The 14,738-nt window shown below is 72.3% G+C and carries 12 protein-coding genes; 7 read left to right on the top strand and 5 right to left on the bottom strand.

The window, feature by feature from the left end; genetic code table 11:
• Window positions 1-136 precede the first annotated feature (136 nt).
• Window positions 137-2,050, top strand: a complete 1,914-nt coding sequence (locus tag ACO4JP_RS09275) for an FAD-binding monooxygenase (protein ID WP_425953402.1) — start codon at window positions 137-139, stop codon at window positions 2,048-2,050.
• A gap of 58 nt (window positions 2,051-2,108) precedes the next feature.
• On the top strand, window positions 2,109-3,341 hold the full coding sequence (locus ACO4JP_RS09270; RefSeq protein WP_425953401.1) for a PP2C family protein-serine/threonine phosphatase: 1,233 nt from the start codon (window positions 2,109-2,111) through the stop codon (window positions 3,339-3,341).
• A gap of 12 nt (window positions 3,342-3,353) precedes the next feature.
• Here the strand turns inward: ACO4JP_RS09270 and ACO4JP_RS09265 are convergent, their stop codons facing one another.
• Window positions 3,354-3,692 carry a YciI family protein gene (locus tag ACO4JP_RS09265; protein WP_425953400.1) on the bottom strand — a complete coding sequence of 113 codons (339 nt, stop codon included), beginning with the start codon at window positions 3,690-3,692 and terminating at the stop codon, window positions 3,354-3,356.
• A gap of 158 nt (window positions 3,693-3,850) precedes the next feature.
• Between ACO4JP_RS09265 and ACO4JP_RS09260 the strand changes: the two genes are divergently transcribed.
• The 5 genes from ACO4JP_RS09260 to ACO4JP_RS09240 all read left to right on the top strand — a co-directional run bounded on the left by ACO4JP_RS09260 (window position 3,851) and on the right by ACO4JP_RS09240 (window position 6,854).
• Window positions 3,851-4,099, top strand: a complete 249-nt coding sequence (locus ACO4JP_RS09260; protein ID WP_425953399.1) for a hypothetical protein — start codon at window positions 3,851-3,853, stop codon at window positions 4,097-4,099.
• A 96-nt stretch (window positions 4,100-4,195) separates the two neighbouring features.
• The gene (locus ACO4JP_RS09255; RefSeq protein WP_425953398.1) at window positions 4,196-4,765 is read left to right on the top strand and encodes a DJ-1/PfpI family protein; all 570 of its coding nucleotides are present in this window, start codon (window positions 4,196-4,198) and stop codon (window positions 4,763-4,765) included.
• A 140-nt stretch (window positions 4,766-4,905) separates the two neighbouring features.
• Window positions 4,906-5,565 carry a GOLPH3/VPS74 family protein gene (locus tag ACO4JP_RS09250; RefSeq protein WP_425953397.1) on the top strand — a complete coding sequence of 220 codons (660 nt, stop codon included), beginning with the start codon at window positions 4,906-4,908 and terminating at the stop codon, window positions 5,563-5,565.
• Window positions 5,566-5,651: 86 nt separating this feature from the next.
• Window positions 5,652-5,786, top strand: coding sequence for a hypothetical protein (locus ACO4JP_RS09245; RefSeq protein WP_425953396.1), 135 nt, complete (start codon window positions 5,652-5,654; stop codon window positions 5,784-5,786).
• 81 nt (window positions 5,787-5,867) lie between these two features.
• Window positions 5,868-6,854 (top strand): helix-turn-helix domain-containing protein, encoded by a 987-nt coding sequence (locus ACO4JP_RS09240; RefSeq protein WP_425953395.1) that lies wholly within the window; start codon window positions 5,868-5,870, stop codon window positions 6,852-6,854.
• 158 nt (window positions 6,855-7,012) lie between these two features.
• Here the strand turns inward: ACO4JP_RS09240 and ACO4JP_RS09235 are convergent, their stop codons facing one another.
• The 4 genes from ACO4JP_RS09235 to ACO4JP_RS09220 form a co-directional block, all read right to left on the bottom strand.
• Window positions 7,013-10,984, bottom strand: a complete 3,972-nt coding sequence (locus ACO4JP_RS09235; RefSeq protein ID WP_425953394.1) for a Kelch repeat-containing protein — start codon at window positions 10,982-10,984, stop codon at window positions 7,013-7,015.
• Between the two features lie 237 nt (window positions 10,985-11,221).
• Entirely contained in the window at window positions 11,222-12,295 is a 1,074-nt protein-coding gene (locus tag ACO4JP_RS09230; protein WP_425953393.1) for an amidohydrolase family protein, read from the bottom strand.
• Between the two features lie 21 nt (window positions 12,296-12,316).
• The gene (locus ACO4JP_RS09225; RefSeq protein WP_425957081.1) at window positions 12,317-13,324 is read right to left on the bottom strand and encodes an N-acetylglucosamine kinase; all 1,008 of its coding nucleotides are present in this window, start codon (window positions 13,322-13,324) and stop codon (window positions 12,317-12,319) included.
• Window positions 13,325-13,326: 2 nt separating this feature from the next.
• Window positions 13,327-14,562, bottom strand: a complete 1,236-nt coding sequence (locus ACO4JP_RS09220) for an SIS domain-containing protein (protein WP_425953392.1) — start codon at window positions 14,560-14,562, stop codon at window positions 13,327-13,329.
• Between the last annotated feature and the right edge of the window lie 176 nt (window positions 14,563-14,738).

The raw sequence follows: 14,738 nt of genomic DNA, 5'->3' as shown, positions 1-14,738 counted from the left end.
TCTTACCGGGCCCTGGTATTTCGTATTCGAGATCGTATATCTTCGCTAGGAACGACGACAAGACTGCTCCCCACGGCGTTTGGCGCGCCATAGGGTTTCTGACGAGGCCGGTCTCACTTCGCAGAGCGGAGGAACGATGCAGTTCCACCACCACGGATATGTCACCGCGGACCCGCGGGTGCAGCCCGCGGCCGGCGTCGGCGTCGACCGCCCGATGGAGCTCCCGGACGAGGTCGACGTCCTGATCGTCGGGTCCGGCCCCGCCGGCGTCATCGCCGCGGCGCAGCTCGCGCAGTTCCCCGGCATCACGACGCGGCTGGTCGAGCGCCGGCCGGGCCGGCTCGAGATGGGCCAGGCCGACGGCATCCAGGCCCGCAGCACCGAGACCTTCCAGGCGTTCGGCTTCGCCGAGCGCATCACCGCCGAGGCGTACCGCATCACGGAGATGGCGTTCTGGAAGCCGGACCCCGACGACCCGCACCGCATCGCGCGCGCCGCGCGGCCGCCCGACGACGCGCACGGCATGAGCGAGTTCCCGCACCTGATCGTCAACCAGGCGCGCGTGCTCGACTACTTCCTCGAGGCCGCGCACCACGGGCCGGCGCGGATCCAGCCCGACTACGGGTACGAGTTCGTCGAACTCCAGGTGTCCGACGAGGGCGACCACCCGGTCGCGGTCAGGCTGCGGCACACCACCGGTCCGCTCGAGGGCCAGGACCGGACGGTGCACGCCCGGTACGTCGTCGGCTGCGACGGCGCGCACTCCGACGTGCGCCGGGCGATCGGCTGCACCCCGGTGGGCGACAAGGCGAACCACGCGTGGGGCGTCATGGACATCCTCGCCGTGACCGACTTCCCGGACGTGCGCACCAAGTGCGCGATCCAGTCGCACGACGGCGGCAGCATCCTGCTCATCCCGCGCGAGGGTGGCTACCTGGTGCGCTGGTACGTCGACCTCGGCGTCGTGCCGGTGGACGACGGCGGCAAGACACGAGCGACGCCGCTCGACGAGGTGATCGCGCGGGCGAACGCGATCATCCACCCCTACACGCTCGACGTGCGGGCCGTGCCCTGGCACTCCGTCTACGAGGTGGGCCACCGCGTCACCGACCGGTTCGACGACGTCCCTGTCGAGCTGGCCGGCACCCGCACCCCGCGCGTGTTCATCGCCGGCGACGCCTGCCACACGCACTCGGCCAAGGCGGGCCAGGGGATGAACGTGTCGATGCAGGACGGCTGGAACATCGCCTGGAAGCTCGGCCACGTGCTGACCGGCCGGGCACCCGAGTCGCTGCTGGCGACCTACTCCGCGGAGCGACAGGTCGTCGCGCAGCGCCTCATCGACTTCGACCGTGAGTGGGCGCGCCTCATGGCCGCCCGGCCCGAGGACCTGCCCGACCCGACGTACCTCGAGGACTTCTACGTGCAGACCTCGGAGTTCATGTTCGGGTTCCTGACGGAGTACGGACCGTCGACGATCGTCGCGGGGACGGAGCACCAGAGTCTCGCGACCGGGTTCCCCGTCGGCAAGCGGTTCAAGTCTCCCGCCGTCGAGCGCGTGGCCGACGGGAACCCCGTGCACCTCGGTCACCACCACCGTGCCGACGGGCGGTGGCGCGTCTATGCGTTCGCCGACGCGCCCACGGCGGGCCAGCCGTCCGCCCTGGCCGACTGGGCGCGCTGGCTCGAGACGGACCCGGCGTCGCCGCTGCTGGCGCACACCTCCGAGGACGGCGACCCCGACGCCGTCCTCGACGTCAAGGTGATCTACCAGCAGGACCACCTCGCGATGAACAACGTGGCCGACGTCCCGCCGGTGTTCCTGCCGCGGAAGGGCCCGTTCGGCCTGGTCGACTACGAGAAGGTCTACGCCACCGACCCGCGCGACGACGTCTTCGAGGCCCGCGGGATCGACCGTGGCGGCGTGGTCGTCGTCGTGCGGCCCGACCAGTACGTGGCCGCGGTGCTCCCGCTGGCCGCCACCGAGGAGCTGGCGGCGTTCTTTGCCGGTGCCCTCCTGCCCGCCCGCGCTCCCGCCGCCTCCCTATGACCTCCTCGCCGGTCCGCGACGGGGCGCGCGCAGTGCGATCCGGTGCCACCGTGACTACGTGGACGAGCACCCGGTGGACATCGCGGCCCTGCTGAAGGCCGCGGAGGACGTCGCGCCGGCAGAGGCCCTCGCCGCGGCGGGCGAGGCGCTGAGGCTGGGCATCGGCGCACGGTCGGTCTCGTTCCTGATCGCGGACGCCGCGGGCAACCACCTGCTCGACCTCCAGACCCAAGCGCGCATGGACCTCGAAGGCACGCAACCCGGCACCGCCTGGCTCGAGCAGCGGGTCGCACACGACGGGTCGGGCCGGGCCTATGCGCCGGTGACCGTCCGCGGGGACGCGCTCGGAGTTCTCGCGGTCGAGCTCGACCTGTCGGCGGGGTCTCGCCATCGTGCCGTCGACGGCGCGATCGATCCGGCGACCGTCGAGCAGATCGGCGCAGTGGCCCACGCTCTCGGCTACATCGTCATCGCCAACCAGCGGCACACCGACGCGTTCGAGACGGCCATGCGCTCGAGCGAGTTCACCCTCGCGCGGGAGATCCAGCGCCGCCTGCTCCCGCCCGGCTTCACCTGCGAGGGCGGCGCCTTCACGATCGCCTGCTGGCTGGAACCCTCGGCCAGCGCGGGCGGCGACTCGTTCGACTACATCGCCTCCACCAAGAGCCTCACCGTCAGCCTCACGGACGCCGTCGGCCACGACCTCAACGCCGCCATGCTGGCCACTCTCACGGTCAACGCGCTGCGCAACGCCCGCCGCAGCGGCGCGGGTCTGGTCGAGCAGGCGCAGGCCGCGAACGACTCCCTGATCGAGGACGGCGGGGAGAGCGCGTTCGTCACGGGCATCTTGCTCGAGGTTCCGCTGAACTCGGCCGACGACCAGGGCGCCGATGCGAGCGATGGCGACGCCAGCGCCCGGGTGGTCAACGCGGGGCACCCCGGAGCGCTCCTGCTCCACGACGGGGAGGTGCACCGCGTCGCACAGGCGAACAACCCGATGCTCGGGCTAGGCCGGCACGAGTACCGCGTCCAGGAGCTCGAGCTGCGCCCTGGCGATCGCCTGCTCCTGATGACCGACGGCATGTACGAGCGCAGCGCTGCCGCCTTCGACCTTGGCGGCTTCCTGCGCGACACCGCCGACCATCACCCGCGCAACGTCGTCCAGGCCCTGTCGCGGGCCTTCCTCAACGCCGTCGGCAACGTCCAGGACGACGCCGCCCTCGTCCTGCTGGAGTGGCACGGTGGCACTACCCACCGGAACACCTCCGGGGGCGCCGATCAGCAAACCTGAATCGCGCGACCCTCAGACGAGTGGGTCCGGCATGATCTCCCGGACCTCCTGGGCACAACGGCACGCCTCCGCGATCCGGGCCGCCCACTCCAGCGCCTCCTCGCGCGATGGCACGTCGATGATCGAAAACCCGCCGACCACGGCCTTCGTCTCGGGGAAGGGGCCGTCGGACACGGACCTGTCAGTGGCGACGATGGTCGCCTGCTGGCGCTCCAGACCGCCGCCGAAGACCCACACGCCGGCATCCTGCGCCGCCCGCACCACTGCGTGCGAGGCCTCGCCCACCGCGGGCATCTCCTCCCGAGGGAAAGTCATCGCGCCGTCGTCGAACGAGATCAGGTAGCGCACCATCGTGTCCTCCTTGCCGTAGCGGCCTCGGGGCGAGGCTCCCAACTGCGATCGACTGCCTCCGCGCGCAAAAGTCATCGGAGGGATCTGCACCGCTTCCAGATTGCGACTCGCGCACGGGCGTGCCTAGCGTCGGTCAGGGGTCAGGACGAGGAGCCGACATGGCCGTGTGCGACGTCTGCGGTAACTACTACGACGGCACCTTCGAAGTCGTCATGAGCGACGGTCAGCGCTTCGTGTTCGACAGCGTCGAGTGCGCGGCCCGCAAGATCGCACCGAAGTGCGCGAACTGCGGCGTCAGCATCCTCGGTCACGGCATCGAGCAGGACAACACGGTCTTCTGCTGCGCCCATTGCGCCAGGCACTCCGGGGTGCTGGGCGCTGCGGACCACGTGGCCGGCGGGTCCTGACAGAAACCGACCCCTGGCTCGCGCCCGGGTCGCCCGGCGAGTCCAGGCGGGGCACGCTGGGCTCGTCCGGTCCCTCACAGCACATCGAGGTGCGCCATGGCCAAGATCCTCATCCTCACCGGCGACGCGGCGGAGACGCTCGAGGTGATGTACCCCTACGCCCGGCTCCAGGAGGCCGGCTACGAGGTCGACATCGCAGCCCCCGAGAAGAAGCGCCTACAGTTCGTCGTGCATGACTTCGTCGACACCTTTGACACGTACACCGAGAAGCTCGGGCACACCTGGCAAGCGGACATAGCGTTCCGTGACGTGAACCCCGACGACTACGTGGCCGTCGTCGTGCCGGGCGGACGGGCGCCCGAGTACATCCGCAACAACGAGGACGCCAAGCGCATCGTCAAGGCGTTCTTCGACCGCGACGCCCCCGTCGCCGCGCTGTGCCACGGACCGCTGCTTCTCGCCGCAGCCGGCGTGCTGACGGGCCGGACGACGTCCGCGTACCCCCAGCTCGCCGTCGACGTCGAGACCGCCGGCGGTACGTTCCAGGACGGGGGCGACGTCGTCGACGGAAACCTCGTGTCCGGGCGGGCGTGGCCCGACAACGGTCCGTGGATGAAGGCTTTCCTGGCAGTGCTCGACAAGGCGGGCGTGTCGCCGACGGTCTGACGTCGCGGGCGTCGGTGGCGACGTCGTCGTCCGGTGATGTCCTGTCGGCGTGGCGGCGCCGACGACGGTGGGAGACGGGCGCCCAGGGTCGAACCGCAGTGTGACCACCGCCGGGCGTCGCCACGCGTCATGTTCGAGCGGTGATCATCGCCGAGGACCTGCTGCTGCTCACGTACGACGACGAGTCCGGCTCTGCCGACCCGTGGATCGACAACCTCGCCTACCGTCTTGCCGGGGCGCTGCTCGTCGAGCTCGCGCTGACGGGTCGCGTCGAGCCCACCGACGAGCGCACGGTCGACCCGGACGGGAAGACCGTGCGGCGCGGCCGCATCGTCGTCCGCGACGGCTCCCCGACCGGCCACGCGGAGCTGGACACCGCCCTGGCGTCGATCGCCGGCCGACCCCGCAGGCCCGGCGACCTGATCGAGCCGCTCTCCCGCGGCCTGCAGAAGCGCCTGCTCGCCGGCCTCGCCGACCGCGGTGTGCTCCGCCGCGAGCAGGGCCGCATCCTCGGCATCTTCCCGATGACGCGCTGGCCCGCCGTCGACTCGGCGCACGAGACCGCGCTGCGGGGGCGCCTCGGGTCCGTGCTCCTCGACGGGGCCACACCCGCACCGCACGATGCCGCGCTGCTCGCGCTCGCCAAGGGCACCCGTTTGGTGCGTCGGCTCGTGCCGAAGGACCGGAGAACCGAGGCCGAGGCGCGCGCCAAGCAGGTCGCGGAGTCGGGCTGGGTGACCGACGCCACGACGAAGGCGATCGAGGAAGCCGTGGCGGCGGCCATGGTGGCCATCATGTGATCACACCGACGACCGGGTCCTGACCCGCTGGTCAGAGCTGCCCCGGCGATTGCCGCGCGGTCGGCACGACGACGACGGCCAGCGACGTGAGCCGTACCAACCGGCGCGGCAGACTGCTCGTGGCGGAGACGGGCGAAGAAGTCGCGTCGTGGCAGACGCTCGGCGATATGGAGGACCTTGAGGTTGACCGCGCCGCGCCGCGCGCGTGGCGCTGGACCTGACCACGGCCCCTCGGACCACACCCTCGACCGTCATCCGGCCTGCCGCCACTGGTCTAGCGTTCCGCCACGAGGAGGTGGGCGATGCTAGAGGTTCTGGGCCTGGACCGCTGGGCAGAGGCGACGTACCTGATGCTGGTCGAGAGCGAACCGCTCGCGGCAGACGGGCTCGCCGCGCGCACGGGGCTCGACGCCGACGCGCTCGACGCGGCTCTGGCCGCCTTGGAGGAGCGAGGGCTGGTGTCGCGCGTACCCGACCGCCCGGTTCGGTACACGGCGCTTCCGCCCGAGCACGCCGTCGAGGTGCTGCTGCTGGCGCGCGAGCGCGAGATCCAGCGGGTTCGAGCGCTCACGCTGCGTCTGGCCGAACGGCACCGCAAGGTGCGCGCGGGTGCTGCGTCGGAGTCGGTCATCGAGGTGATCACGGGAGCCGACGCCGTGGCACGCACCGGTCAGCAGCTGCTCGCGCGTGCCGAGCACCGCATCCGCGGCATCGACGCCCCGCCGTACGCCGAGGCGAGCGACGGCCAGCGGGTCAACTCGAGCATGCTCGCGGGCGACCCGAGCGTGGAACGACGGTTCATCCACGGCCTCGACAAGCTCAGGCTCCCGGGCGCTACGGCGCGGGTCGAGGCCGACGTCGCCGCGGGGGAAGACGTGCGGTTCCTGCCGACGGCGCCCATGAAGCTCATCCTGTCCGACGACCAGGCAGCTCTCGTGCCACTCGTGGCGACGCCAAAGGTGCTCGACTCGTGCATCCTGGTGCGCCCGTCGGCGCTGCTCGACGCGCTCTCGACGATGTTCGAGACGCTGTGGGCGCAGGCCCAGCCGTACCGGGCGCGCACTACCGACGGAGCCGGCGCGCGCGACATGTCCGACGACGAGCGTCGCATCCTGCCCCTGCTCGCGCTCGGCCTGGCCGACGAGGCGATCGCGCGCCAGCTCGGCATCGGTCACCGGACCGTCCAGCGGCGCGTCCAGGCGATCCTGGTGCGGCTCGGTGCGACGAGCCGGTTCCAGGCGGGGGTGCTCGCGGCTCGGCGCGGGTGGTGGGACGAGCCGCGGGCATGACCGTGGGGCCGGCGGGATCTCCGCCGGCCCCACGGCCCGGGTCTGCCCCGCGCCAGCGTGCGCTCCCCTGCCCGTCAGGGCCCGGGATGGTGAGCCGCGCGTGCTCCGGACCGCGGTGCTGACCGTGGCCCGACCCGTCCCCGCGCCCAGCGCGGAGCTCAGTGCGGCGCCACGACGTCCATCTCGACGGGCAGCGTCAGCGACCCGTACGGGGTGTCGGCGTCGACGACGAGTGCGGCGTGGTGCGCGCCGGCGTCGGCCGGACCCATGCCGGACGCGTCGAGCGTCAGCGTGACCGTGACCGCCTGGTGGGCGGGGATCGTCAGCGTGTCGGCCTGCTCTCCGAGCCACGCCACGTCCGCGTGGGCGCCGTCGTAGCCGGCGAGCTCGAGCACCGTCTGCTGCGGCACGTTGTACCTGTTGACGCCGCCGACCACGAACCAGCCGGGCGCTGAGGCGGCCGACTCGACAGGGCCGGGCAGGTCGGGCAGCGCCGACCACGCGTCGGTCGCCGGGTCGTACGCCCACGCCTTGTCGCTCGTGATGTTCGTCGACGCGGTCCGGCCGCCCGCGACGAGCAGCTTGCCGTCGGCGGTGGTGCCGGCCGCCGTCCACAGGTCGAGCGGCGCGGAGGCAAGCTGCGTCCACTCCTTGGCGGTCGGGTCGAGCACGAACGTGTCCTTCGAGTCGGTCGTCGAGCCCTCGCCAGGCTCATACGCGCCGCCCGAGCAGTACACCTTCGCGTCGATCGTGCCGCACACCGGGTAGGAGATCGGCTCGAGGTACGACGGGCCGGCAGACCAGGTGTTCGTGGCCGGGTCGTAGACCTGCACCTCGGTGGTGCCGCACGACTGCGCCTCGCACCCGCCGATGACATACAGCTTGTCGCCGACGACGGCGGAGCCCGCCGCCAGGTACGGGTGCGGCATCGGCGCGATGGCCGACCACGCGTCGCTCTTCGGGTCGTAGACCTCGCCGCCCGCGATGGGCGCGCCGGCCGTGTCGCGGCCACCCGCGACGTAGAGCTTGCCGCGCACGAACCCGTAGGCGGGGAAGAGGCGCGGCGTGACCGGCTTCGCGAGCGGCGTCCAGGCCGCCGTCGCCGGGTCGTACTTCGAGAACGCCGTGCTCCACTGGCCGCCGGGGGCCTCGCCGAGGCCCGCGTACAGGACGCCGTCGAGCGTGCCGGCGACGCCGCCCTCCGAGCCCGCGGGGGCGTCGGCGAGCTGCCGCCACGCGGCGCCGTCCGGGGTCCCGGTGGCCTCGGAGGCCTGCTCGCCGAGCGAGATCCTCGCCGGTGTGGCGCCCTTGTTCCGCACGGTGACGTCGACCGTGGCGCTCGCACCCCACGGCACCTGCTTCGCCACCGCGGCGGTCTTGAGCTCGAGCCTTGCCGGACTCACCGTGAGGTCCGCACTCGTCACGTGGTCGGCCTTGAGGCTCGCCGAGCCGGTCGAGGTCGGGTACCCGAACGCGGGCAGGCCCGCGGTCAACCGCTGGTGACCGGCGCCCGGGACGAACAGCGAGTACATGCCCCCGGCGCGGGCCGGGTCCGACGGCGTCGCGACGGTCTGCGCGGCGACGGGCGCGGCGCCGGTGGTCGAGACGACCGCACCGAGCACGCCGGTACGGGTGTTCGCGTCGGTCACCGAGCCCACCAGGAGCCCGCCGGCGTCGGTCACGAGCGTGCGGGCGCCCACCGTGACGTCGTCGACCTCCCAGTAGCCCGCGAGCGAGCCGATGAAGTGGAACCGCAGCTGGACCGAGGCCTGGCCGGCATAGCCGGCGAGCGAGAGCTCCTCGTGGTCGTGCCCGCCGGGCTCGTAGCCCTTGTGCCAGAGGTTGGACCACGTGGCGCCGCCGTCGGTCGTGACGTCGACGTCCTCGGTCTGGTCCGACAGCCCGACGGCGATCGCCGAGTCGAACGTCAGCAGCGGCGCGGTCTGGGCCGACAGGTCGTAGACCGGGCTCACGAGCGAGGTGTCGACCGAGCCCCACCCGAGCGCGTAGTCGTCGACCTGGGCGAAGTGCCCCGTGCCGCCGGTCTGGTTGCCGCGGTTGAGCGTGTCGGTGAAGTTCCAGCCCGCGGCGCCCGTGGCGGTCACGACCGACCAGTCCGCGGGCGTCGCCGCGGCGTCGAAGGTCTGCGCGCCGCCACCCGGGCCGTAGCCGATGTGGTAGCCGGGCGCCATCGTGCCCGTGGTGTCGAGCGGGAGCGCGATGGTGACCGGGGCCGCGCCGGCGCGCTGGCCGTCGCCGGAGGTCGCGACGTCGGCGCTGCCCGCCTGGTAGCCGGCGTAGAGCGCGGTGGCCCGGATCGTGTAGGTGGCGCCCGCCGGCAAGCGCAGCGAGAACGCGCCCGTGGCCGGGTCCGTGAAGGCGGTGCCCGGGACGCCGTCCACGCTGATGCGCGCGTACAGGCCCCAGCCGTGGTCGCCGCCGTCGGTCACCGTGCCGCTGACGGTCTGCGACGGCACGGGCGTCAGGGTGACCTTCGGCGTCAGGGCGTCGCCGTCGGCGACATGCAGCGTGCCGAGGTCGGCCGTGGCGTAGCCGAACGCCGAGACCTTGAGCGTGTAGTCGCCCGGCGGCACGTCGAGCACGAACGCGCCGTCGGCGCGGCTCGACGTCGCGAACGCGCCGAGCGCGACCGATGCGCCTGCGACGGCGGCACCCGTCGTGGCGTCGGTCACCGTGCCGGTCACGGTGCCGTGGGGGCCCGGCTTGAACGCGAGCAGGCCGTCGGGGGTACCCAGGCCCGTGGGACCGTCGTAGCCGGCGCTGGCCTGGCACTCGTACGACGGCGAGCAGTCGGGCGCGATCGGGAAGCCGCACGGGACGCCGAAGGCGCAGCTGGCGTTGTCACCCGTGGTGACGTCGTGCAGCGCCGACGGGGTCTCGTACGGGTACGACGCCGGGTAGGTGCCCGAAGTGACGGGCCCCGCGAGCGCGTACGTCGAGGCGATGATGGGCGCCGAAGCGCTCGTGCCGCCGAACACGTTCCAGCCGCCCGTCTGGCTGTTGGAGTCGTAGACCGCGACGCCCGTGACCGGGTCCGCGACCGCCGAGACGTCGGCGACAGAGCGGCCGTCGCAGCCGTCGTCGTGCTGATAGGCGGGCTTCGGCTCCACCTGCGAGCAGCCCGAGCCGGGCGCGCCCCACCGCGTGGCGGTGCCCGAGCTCCACACGGACTCCGACCAGCCGCGGGCGCTCGAGTCCTTGACGAGCGACGTGCCGCCCACCGCCGTGACGTACGGCGACGCGGCCGGGTAGGACACGCCGTAGCCGTCATCGCCCGAGCTGAACACGATCGCGGTGCCCGGGTGGTCGTAGTACGCGGCGTCGTCGGCCAGGTTGGCGTCCGAGTCGCTGTAGCCGCCCCACGAGTTGGAGACGTAGCCCGCACCGAGCGTGACGGCCATGTTCACGGCCGCGCCGAGGTCGGCGTCGGAGTTCGAGTCCGCCTCGACGAGCAGGATGGTGGCGCGCGGAGCGATCGCGGAGACCATGTCGACGTCGAGCGAGATCTCCCCCGCCCAGTTGGCGTCGTAGACCGGGTAGACGGTTCCGCCGCGCTGGTCGACCTTGCGGAAGCAGCCGTTGTCCGTCGTACAGGCCGGCAGCCCGAACTGCTGGCGGTACACGGCGAGGTCCGCCTCGGCCTTCGGGTTGTCGTAGGCGTCGACGATGGCGATCGTGGTGCCCGCGCCGCCATCTCCCGGCAGGTTGTAGGCGGAGAGCAGGTCCGCAGGGCCGAAGCCGTCGACGGCGGTCGCGTTCAGGTCGCCGTTGGCCCGGCGCTGGACGCCCTTGCGGTGGGCGACGTGGGAGTCCGTCCGGCGCTCCGAGAAGCACGTCATGTGGCCGGGCTCGGCCGCGCCGCACACCGGCTCGGCGGTCGGCGCGGCGGGCGTGGTGACGCCGTCAGTGGTCTGCGACGTCGGCGTCGGCGTCGGCGCCGGGGCGGCTGCGGCGACAGACGTCGCCGGCAGGGCCGCGGCGGAAGCCGTGGCCGCGGACGACAGGGCGAGCCCGGCGAGCGCGAGCGACGCGGCCAGGGCGACCGCCCGGCGGGCCCGCGGCCGCCGTCTGCCGCGCGCGGGGCGCGGCTGCAGCGAGGGGTGGGACACGGTGACTCCTCGGTCGAGGGTGGTAGGTGGGTTCACCCTCACCGACGCCGGATCCGTGCGGAAGGTCATGGGCGTGGCGCTTTGGCGCCGCGTCGTATTCACGCCCCGGAACGGAAGCGCAGGCCGGGACGGTTCTACGCGTCCGCGGACGCGAGACTCAGCGCGCGCCGCGACCAGACCCGTGATGCCGACGATGGAAGCGTTCCGATGAAGCGTGCCAGGACGAGAGCTCATTGCTCAGGCGATGCCGGAGTGGTCGTGCAGTGCCGGGATGAGACGCCGCGCGTTGTCACCGATGACTGCCGCAGCGAGCTCCGGAGAGAGGTCGAGCGCGGAGATGCGCCACCTCCCGTTACCTGGCGGTTCGGACGTGTCGTACGGGAAGTACTCGTCCGCCGTCTCGAGGAAGCGGAAGTAGGTGGCGTAGTCCTCCGCCGTCGGCGGCGACACGTCGGTACCCAGGACCACCCGGTCGGGGTGGTCCTCGATGAGCTTGCGGGTGCGGCGTGGCTGCCGCCCAAGCTCCGCGATCCGGGCGGCGATGTCGACGGCGAAGTTCGGGTAGGTCGTGAGCATCCGGTCGACCCAGTCGAGGTCCTCGGCGTAGCAGCCGACGTGCGCCCCGACGAAGGTCACGTCCGGGTGCGCGGCGACTGCGGACTCGAGCGCGTCGAGCAGCCGCGGCAGCGGGGGGAACTCCGGGCCCATGAAGCGCCAGTCGGGATGCCGCAGGAGCTCCTCGACCCGCTCGTTGTGCTGGTCCATCGGCTCGAAGAAGGCGGCAGGGTCGGCGGTGTGCACGGCGACGGGCAGTCCGGTGTCGGCGAGTGCCGACCACATTCCCTCGAGGCGCGGATCGTCGAGGAAGAGCAGCTCACCGTTCTCGTCCCGCAGCCGGAGCCCGATGTCCTTCCAGAGCTTCAGCCCCTTGGCACCGCGGGACGCCGAGTCGACGATCGACGCGGCGACGCGGTCGGGCCAGCCAGGTACCGCGGTCTGGCTCCAGTCGACACGGCAGTAGGTCACGAAGCGGTCGGGGTGGGCACGGTCGTAGCGGTCGAGGTTTGTCTCCAGCTCGTCGTCCCAGCAGCCGTCGAGGTTGACGACGGTGGCGACGTTGCACTCGTCCATCAGCCCGACCAGCGCGGGCACGTCCTTGACCCGCCAGTCGCCGTCGTGCCATCTGCCCAGGTGGTTGTGGGCGTCGACGGCGGGCGTGGACGCACGGTAGACCGTGCTCTGCGGCAGGCGGACGGTAGGGCGCGGGACGAAGTCGCGCAGCCGGAGATCCTTCAGCTCCTCGATGTCCATGGGTACCTTCACGTCCCCTGATCAGGTGGGTCGTCGCGACGGTGGGTTCGAGACGACCGGCCAGGTCTGGCGGAGCAGCCGGTCGCGACCCGCCTGTGCGAGCGGACGACCGGCGAGGCGTGCCGCATAAAGGGCCGCCCCGACGGACGGCGTGTACAGCGGCTCGCGCAGGTCGTAGCGCCGCGCAGCCGCGCCGAGCAGCCGCACGAACTCGTGCCGGACGACGTCCGCCGAGAAGACCCCGCCCGAGTAGGAGACAGGGACGGCCTCTTCGTCCTCGAAGCCCAGCCGAGCGGCCGCAGTCTCGACCAGGAGCACCAGCTCCGCGGCGGCCTGCGCGAGGATCTCGCGCGCCACCGGGTCGCCCAGGTCGGCGGCGTGCGCGACGACGCGCGACGTCGCCGCAACCCGGGTCCGGGAACCCTGCCACTCGTTCTGCACGACGCCGATGGCATCGAGGTCGGCGGCGATCCCCAGGTGGTCGCGCACGGCGTCCAGCAGCAGGCCGGGGTCCAGCCGCCCGTCGCTCATGCGCGAGAAGGCCTCGAGGCCGCGGACGGCGATCCAGTAGCCGGACCCCTCGTCACCGAAGAGCTCGCTCCAGCCGCCGACGCGTGCCTGCCGTCCGTCGCGCTCGCCGTAGCAGATGGAGCCGGTGCCGCTGACGACGTTGATGCCGTCCTCCGCGCCCAGCGAGCCGGCCCAGCCCGCGACCATGTCGTTGCCGCAGGCGTACCGGTCGTGGCCGAGCACCTCCCCCGGGATCGAGTCGAGCGCCGGGAGATCCGCGCTGGCCTCGCCGTAGGCGGGGAGCCCGAAGAACGCGTCGGTGACGCCGTCGGGTGCGATGCCGGCCTGCCGGCACACCTCGCCGACGCCCTCCTCGAGCACGTCCCTGACCAGGCGTGTCCCTTGCGGGCTGCCCAGGTAGTACGAGCTCCGCGTCTGGGTCGTCCCCGCGAGCGCGCCGTCCTGCGTGACGAGGCAGAGAGCCGTCTTCGTGCCCCCGCCGTCGACCCCGAGGAACATGGTCACCGCCCGCTGTCGAACGGATGGACGGTGACACCCTTGACCACCCGGTTGACGGCGCCCGACGGCGACGGGGTGTCCGGAGTGATGCCCAGCTCGAGCGAGGCGTTCATCGCCAGCAGCTGAGCCACGACGACGAACGCCAGGCCGGCGATCGCGTCGGGATCCTCGGCGAGCCCCCCGATCGCCCACATCTGGTCGTCGTCGGACTCGTCGCCCCGCGGGACGCCGACGACGACGACGTTCGCCGCCCCCATCTGGAGCCGGAGCTCCGCGACGATGTCTTCGTCATACCGGCGGGTGTACCGGTCGTTCGACAAGTAGACGATCGCGAGCGTGCGGTCGTCGACGACCGACTTCGGCCCGTGCCGGAAGCCCAACGGGGAGTCGGAGTAGCTGACGACCAGGCCGGAGGTCAGCTCGAGCACCTTGAGCGCCGACTCGCGGGCCAGTGCGGCCAGGGGTCCGCTGCCGAGGTAGACGACGCGCTCGTAGCGCCGCGGGGCGAGGGCCGCGACGTCGCCTGCGTGCTCGCGGAGCACGGCCTCGCCGGCGTCCGCGAGCCGTCTCGACACCCCCGAGTCCAGCGCGTCCGGTACGAGCGCGAGCCAGGCAGCCAGCACCATCGAGGTGAAGCTGGACGTCATGGCGAAGCCCTCGTCGTTGGACTGCGGCGGCATAGGGAGCACGAGCGAGCCCGCCCTGCCGCGGTGGGTCGTCGCGAGCGTCCCGTCGGCGTTGCACGTGACGATCAGGTGGCTCGCGGCCGTCAGGCACTGGTCGGCGAGGGCCGTCGCCGCGACGCTCTCCGGGCTGTCGCCCGAGCGCGCGAACGAGACCAGCAGGGTGGGCACGTCCTCGGCGAACGCCTCGTACGGATTCGAGACGATGTCCGTCGTCGCGACCGCGTCGACGCGGCGCGCGAGCAGGCGGCTGAGCGCGGGTGCCAGCAGCTGCCCTGCAAAGGCGGACGTGCCGGCTCCCGTCATGACGATGCGGAGGTCCTCGACCGCGAGGAGCGGGCGGAGGAACCGCTCGACGGTGTCGCGCCGGTCCGCCATGTCAGCGGCGACCTGGCGCCAGACCTGCGGCTGCTGGGCGATCTCCCGGCCGGTCGCCCCCGCCCGGTCGCTGGTCACGGTTGCGTCGGTCGGGACGAAGGTAGGCGAAGCATCGGTCACGACGGCGTCCTCGACAGCACTGTGCAGGTCGAGTACGCGCTGGAACGCGTCGGTCATGTCGCCACCCTCGTCTTTGCCATGGGATGCCCCTCCAGAACTGATTGGTGCACCGGGCGCAGGAGCTTCATCGCTCATTCGCGCAGATGCACTCGGTCAGACGACCAATCGAGCGCGCTTGCGAGGCCGAAGTTAGGAGCGCGGGCCGTGATGGGTCAACATTTCTGAGCCAACCG

Origin of the sequence: Xylanimonas sp. McL0601, assembly GCF_049852175.1 — a bacterium.
Lineage (GTDB): Bacteria > Actinomycetota > Actinomycetes > Actinomycetales > Cellulomonadaceae > Xylanimonas.
Note: the sequence above shows the minus strand (reverse complement) of the source record. Positions and strands in the feature narration are given on the sequence as shown.

Bases quoted from the DNA above. Each gene is read 5' to 3' on its own strand.
- ACO4JP_RS09220 (WP_425953392.1), bottom strand. From the start codon at position 14,562: ATGACCGACGCGTTCCAGCGCGTACTCGACCTGCACAGTGCTGTCGAG.
- ACO4JP_RS09255 (WP_425953398.1), top strand. From the start codon at position 4,196: ATGGCCAAGATCCTCATCCTCACCGGCGACGCGGCGGAGACGCTCGAG.
- ACO4JP_RS09230 (WP_425953393.1), bottom strand. From the start codon at position 12,295: ATGGACATCGAGGAGCTGAAGGATCTCCGGCTGCGCGACTTCGTCCCG.
- ACO4JP_RS09225 (WP_425957081.1), bottom strand. From the start codon at position 13,324: ATGTTCCTCGGGGTCGACGGCGGGGGCACGAAGACGGCTCTCTGCCTC.
- ACO4JP_RS09265 (WP_425953400.1), bottom strand. From the start codon at position 3,692: ATGGTGCGCTACCTGATCTCGTTCGACGACGGCGCGATGACTTTCCCT.
- ACO4JP_RS09275 (WP_425953402.1), top strand. From the start codon at position 137: ATGCAGTTCCACCACCACGGATATGTCACCGCGGACCCGCGGGTGCAG.
- ACO4JP_RS09240 (WP_425953395.1), top strand. From the start codon at position 5,868: ATGCTAGAGGTTCTGGGCCTGGACCGCTGGGCAGAGGCGACGTACCTG.
- ACO4JP_RS09260 (WP_425953399.1), top strand. From the start codon at position 3,851: ATGGCCGTGTGCGACGTCTGCGGTAACTACTACGACGGCACCTTCGAA.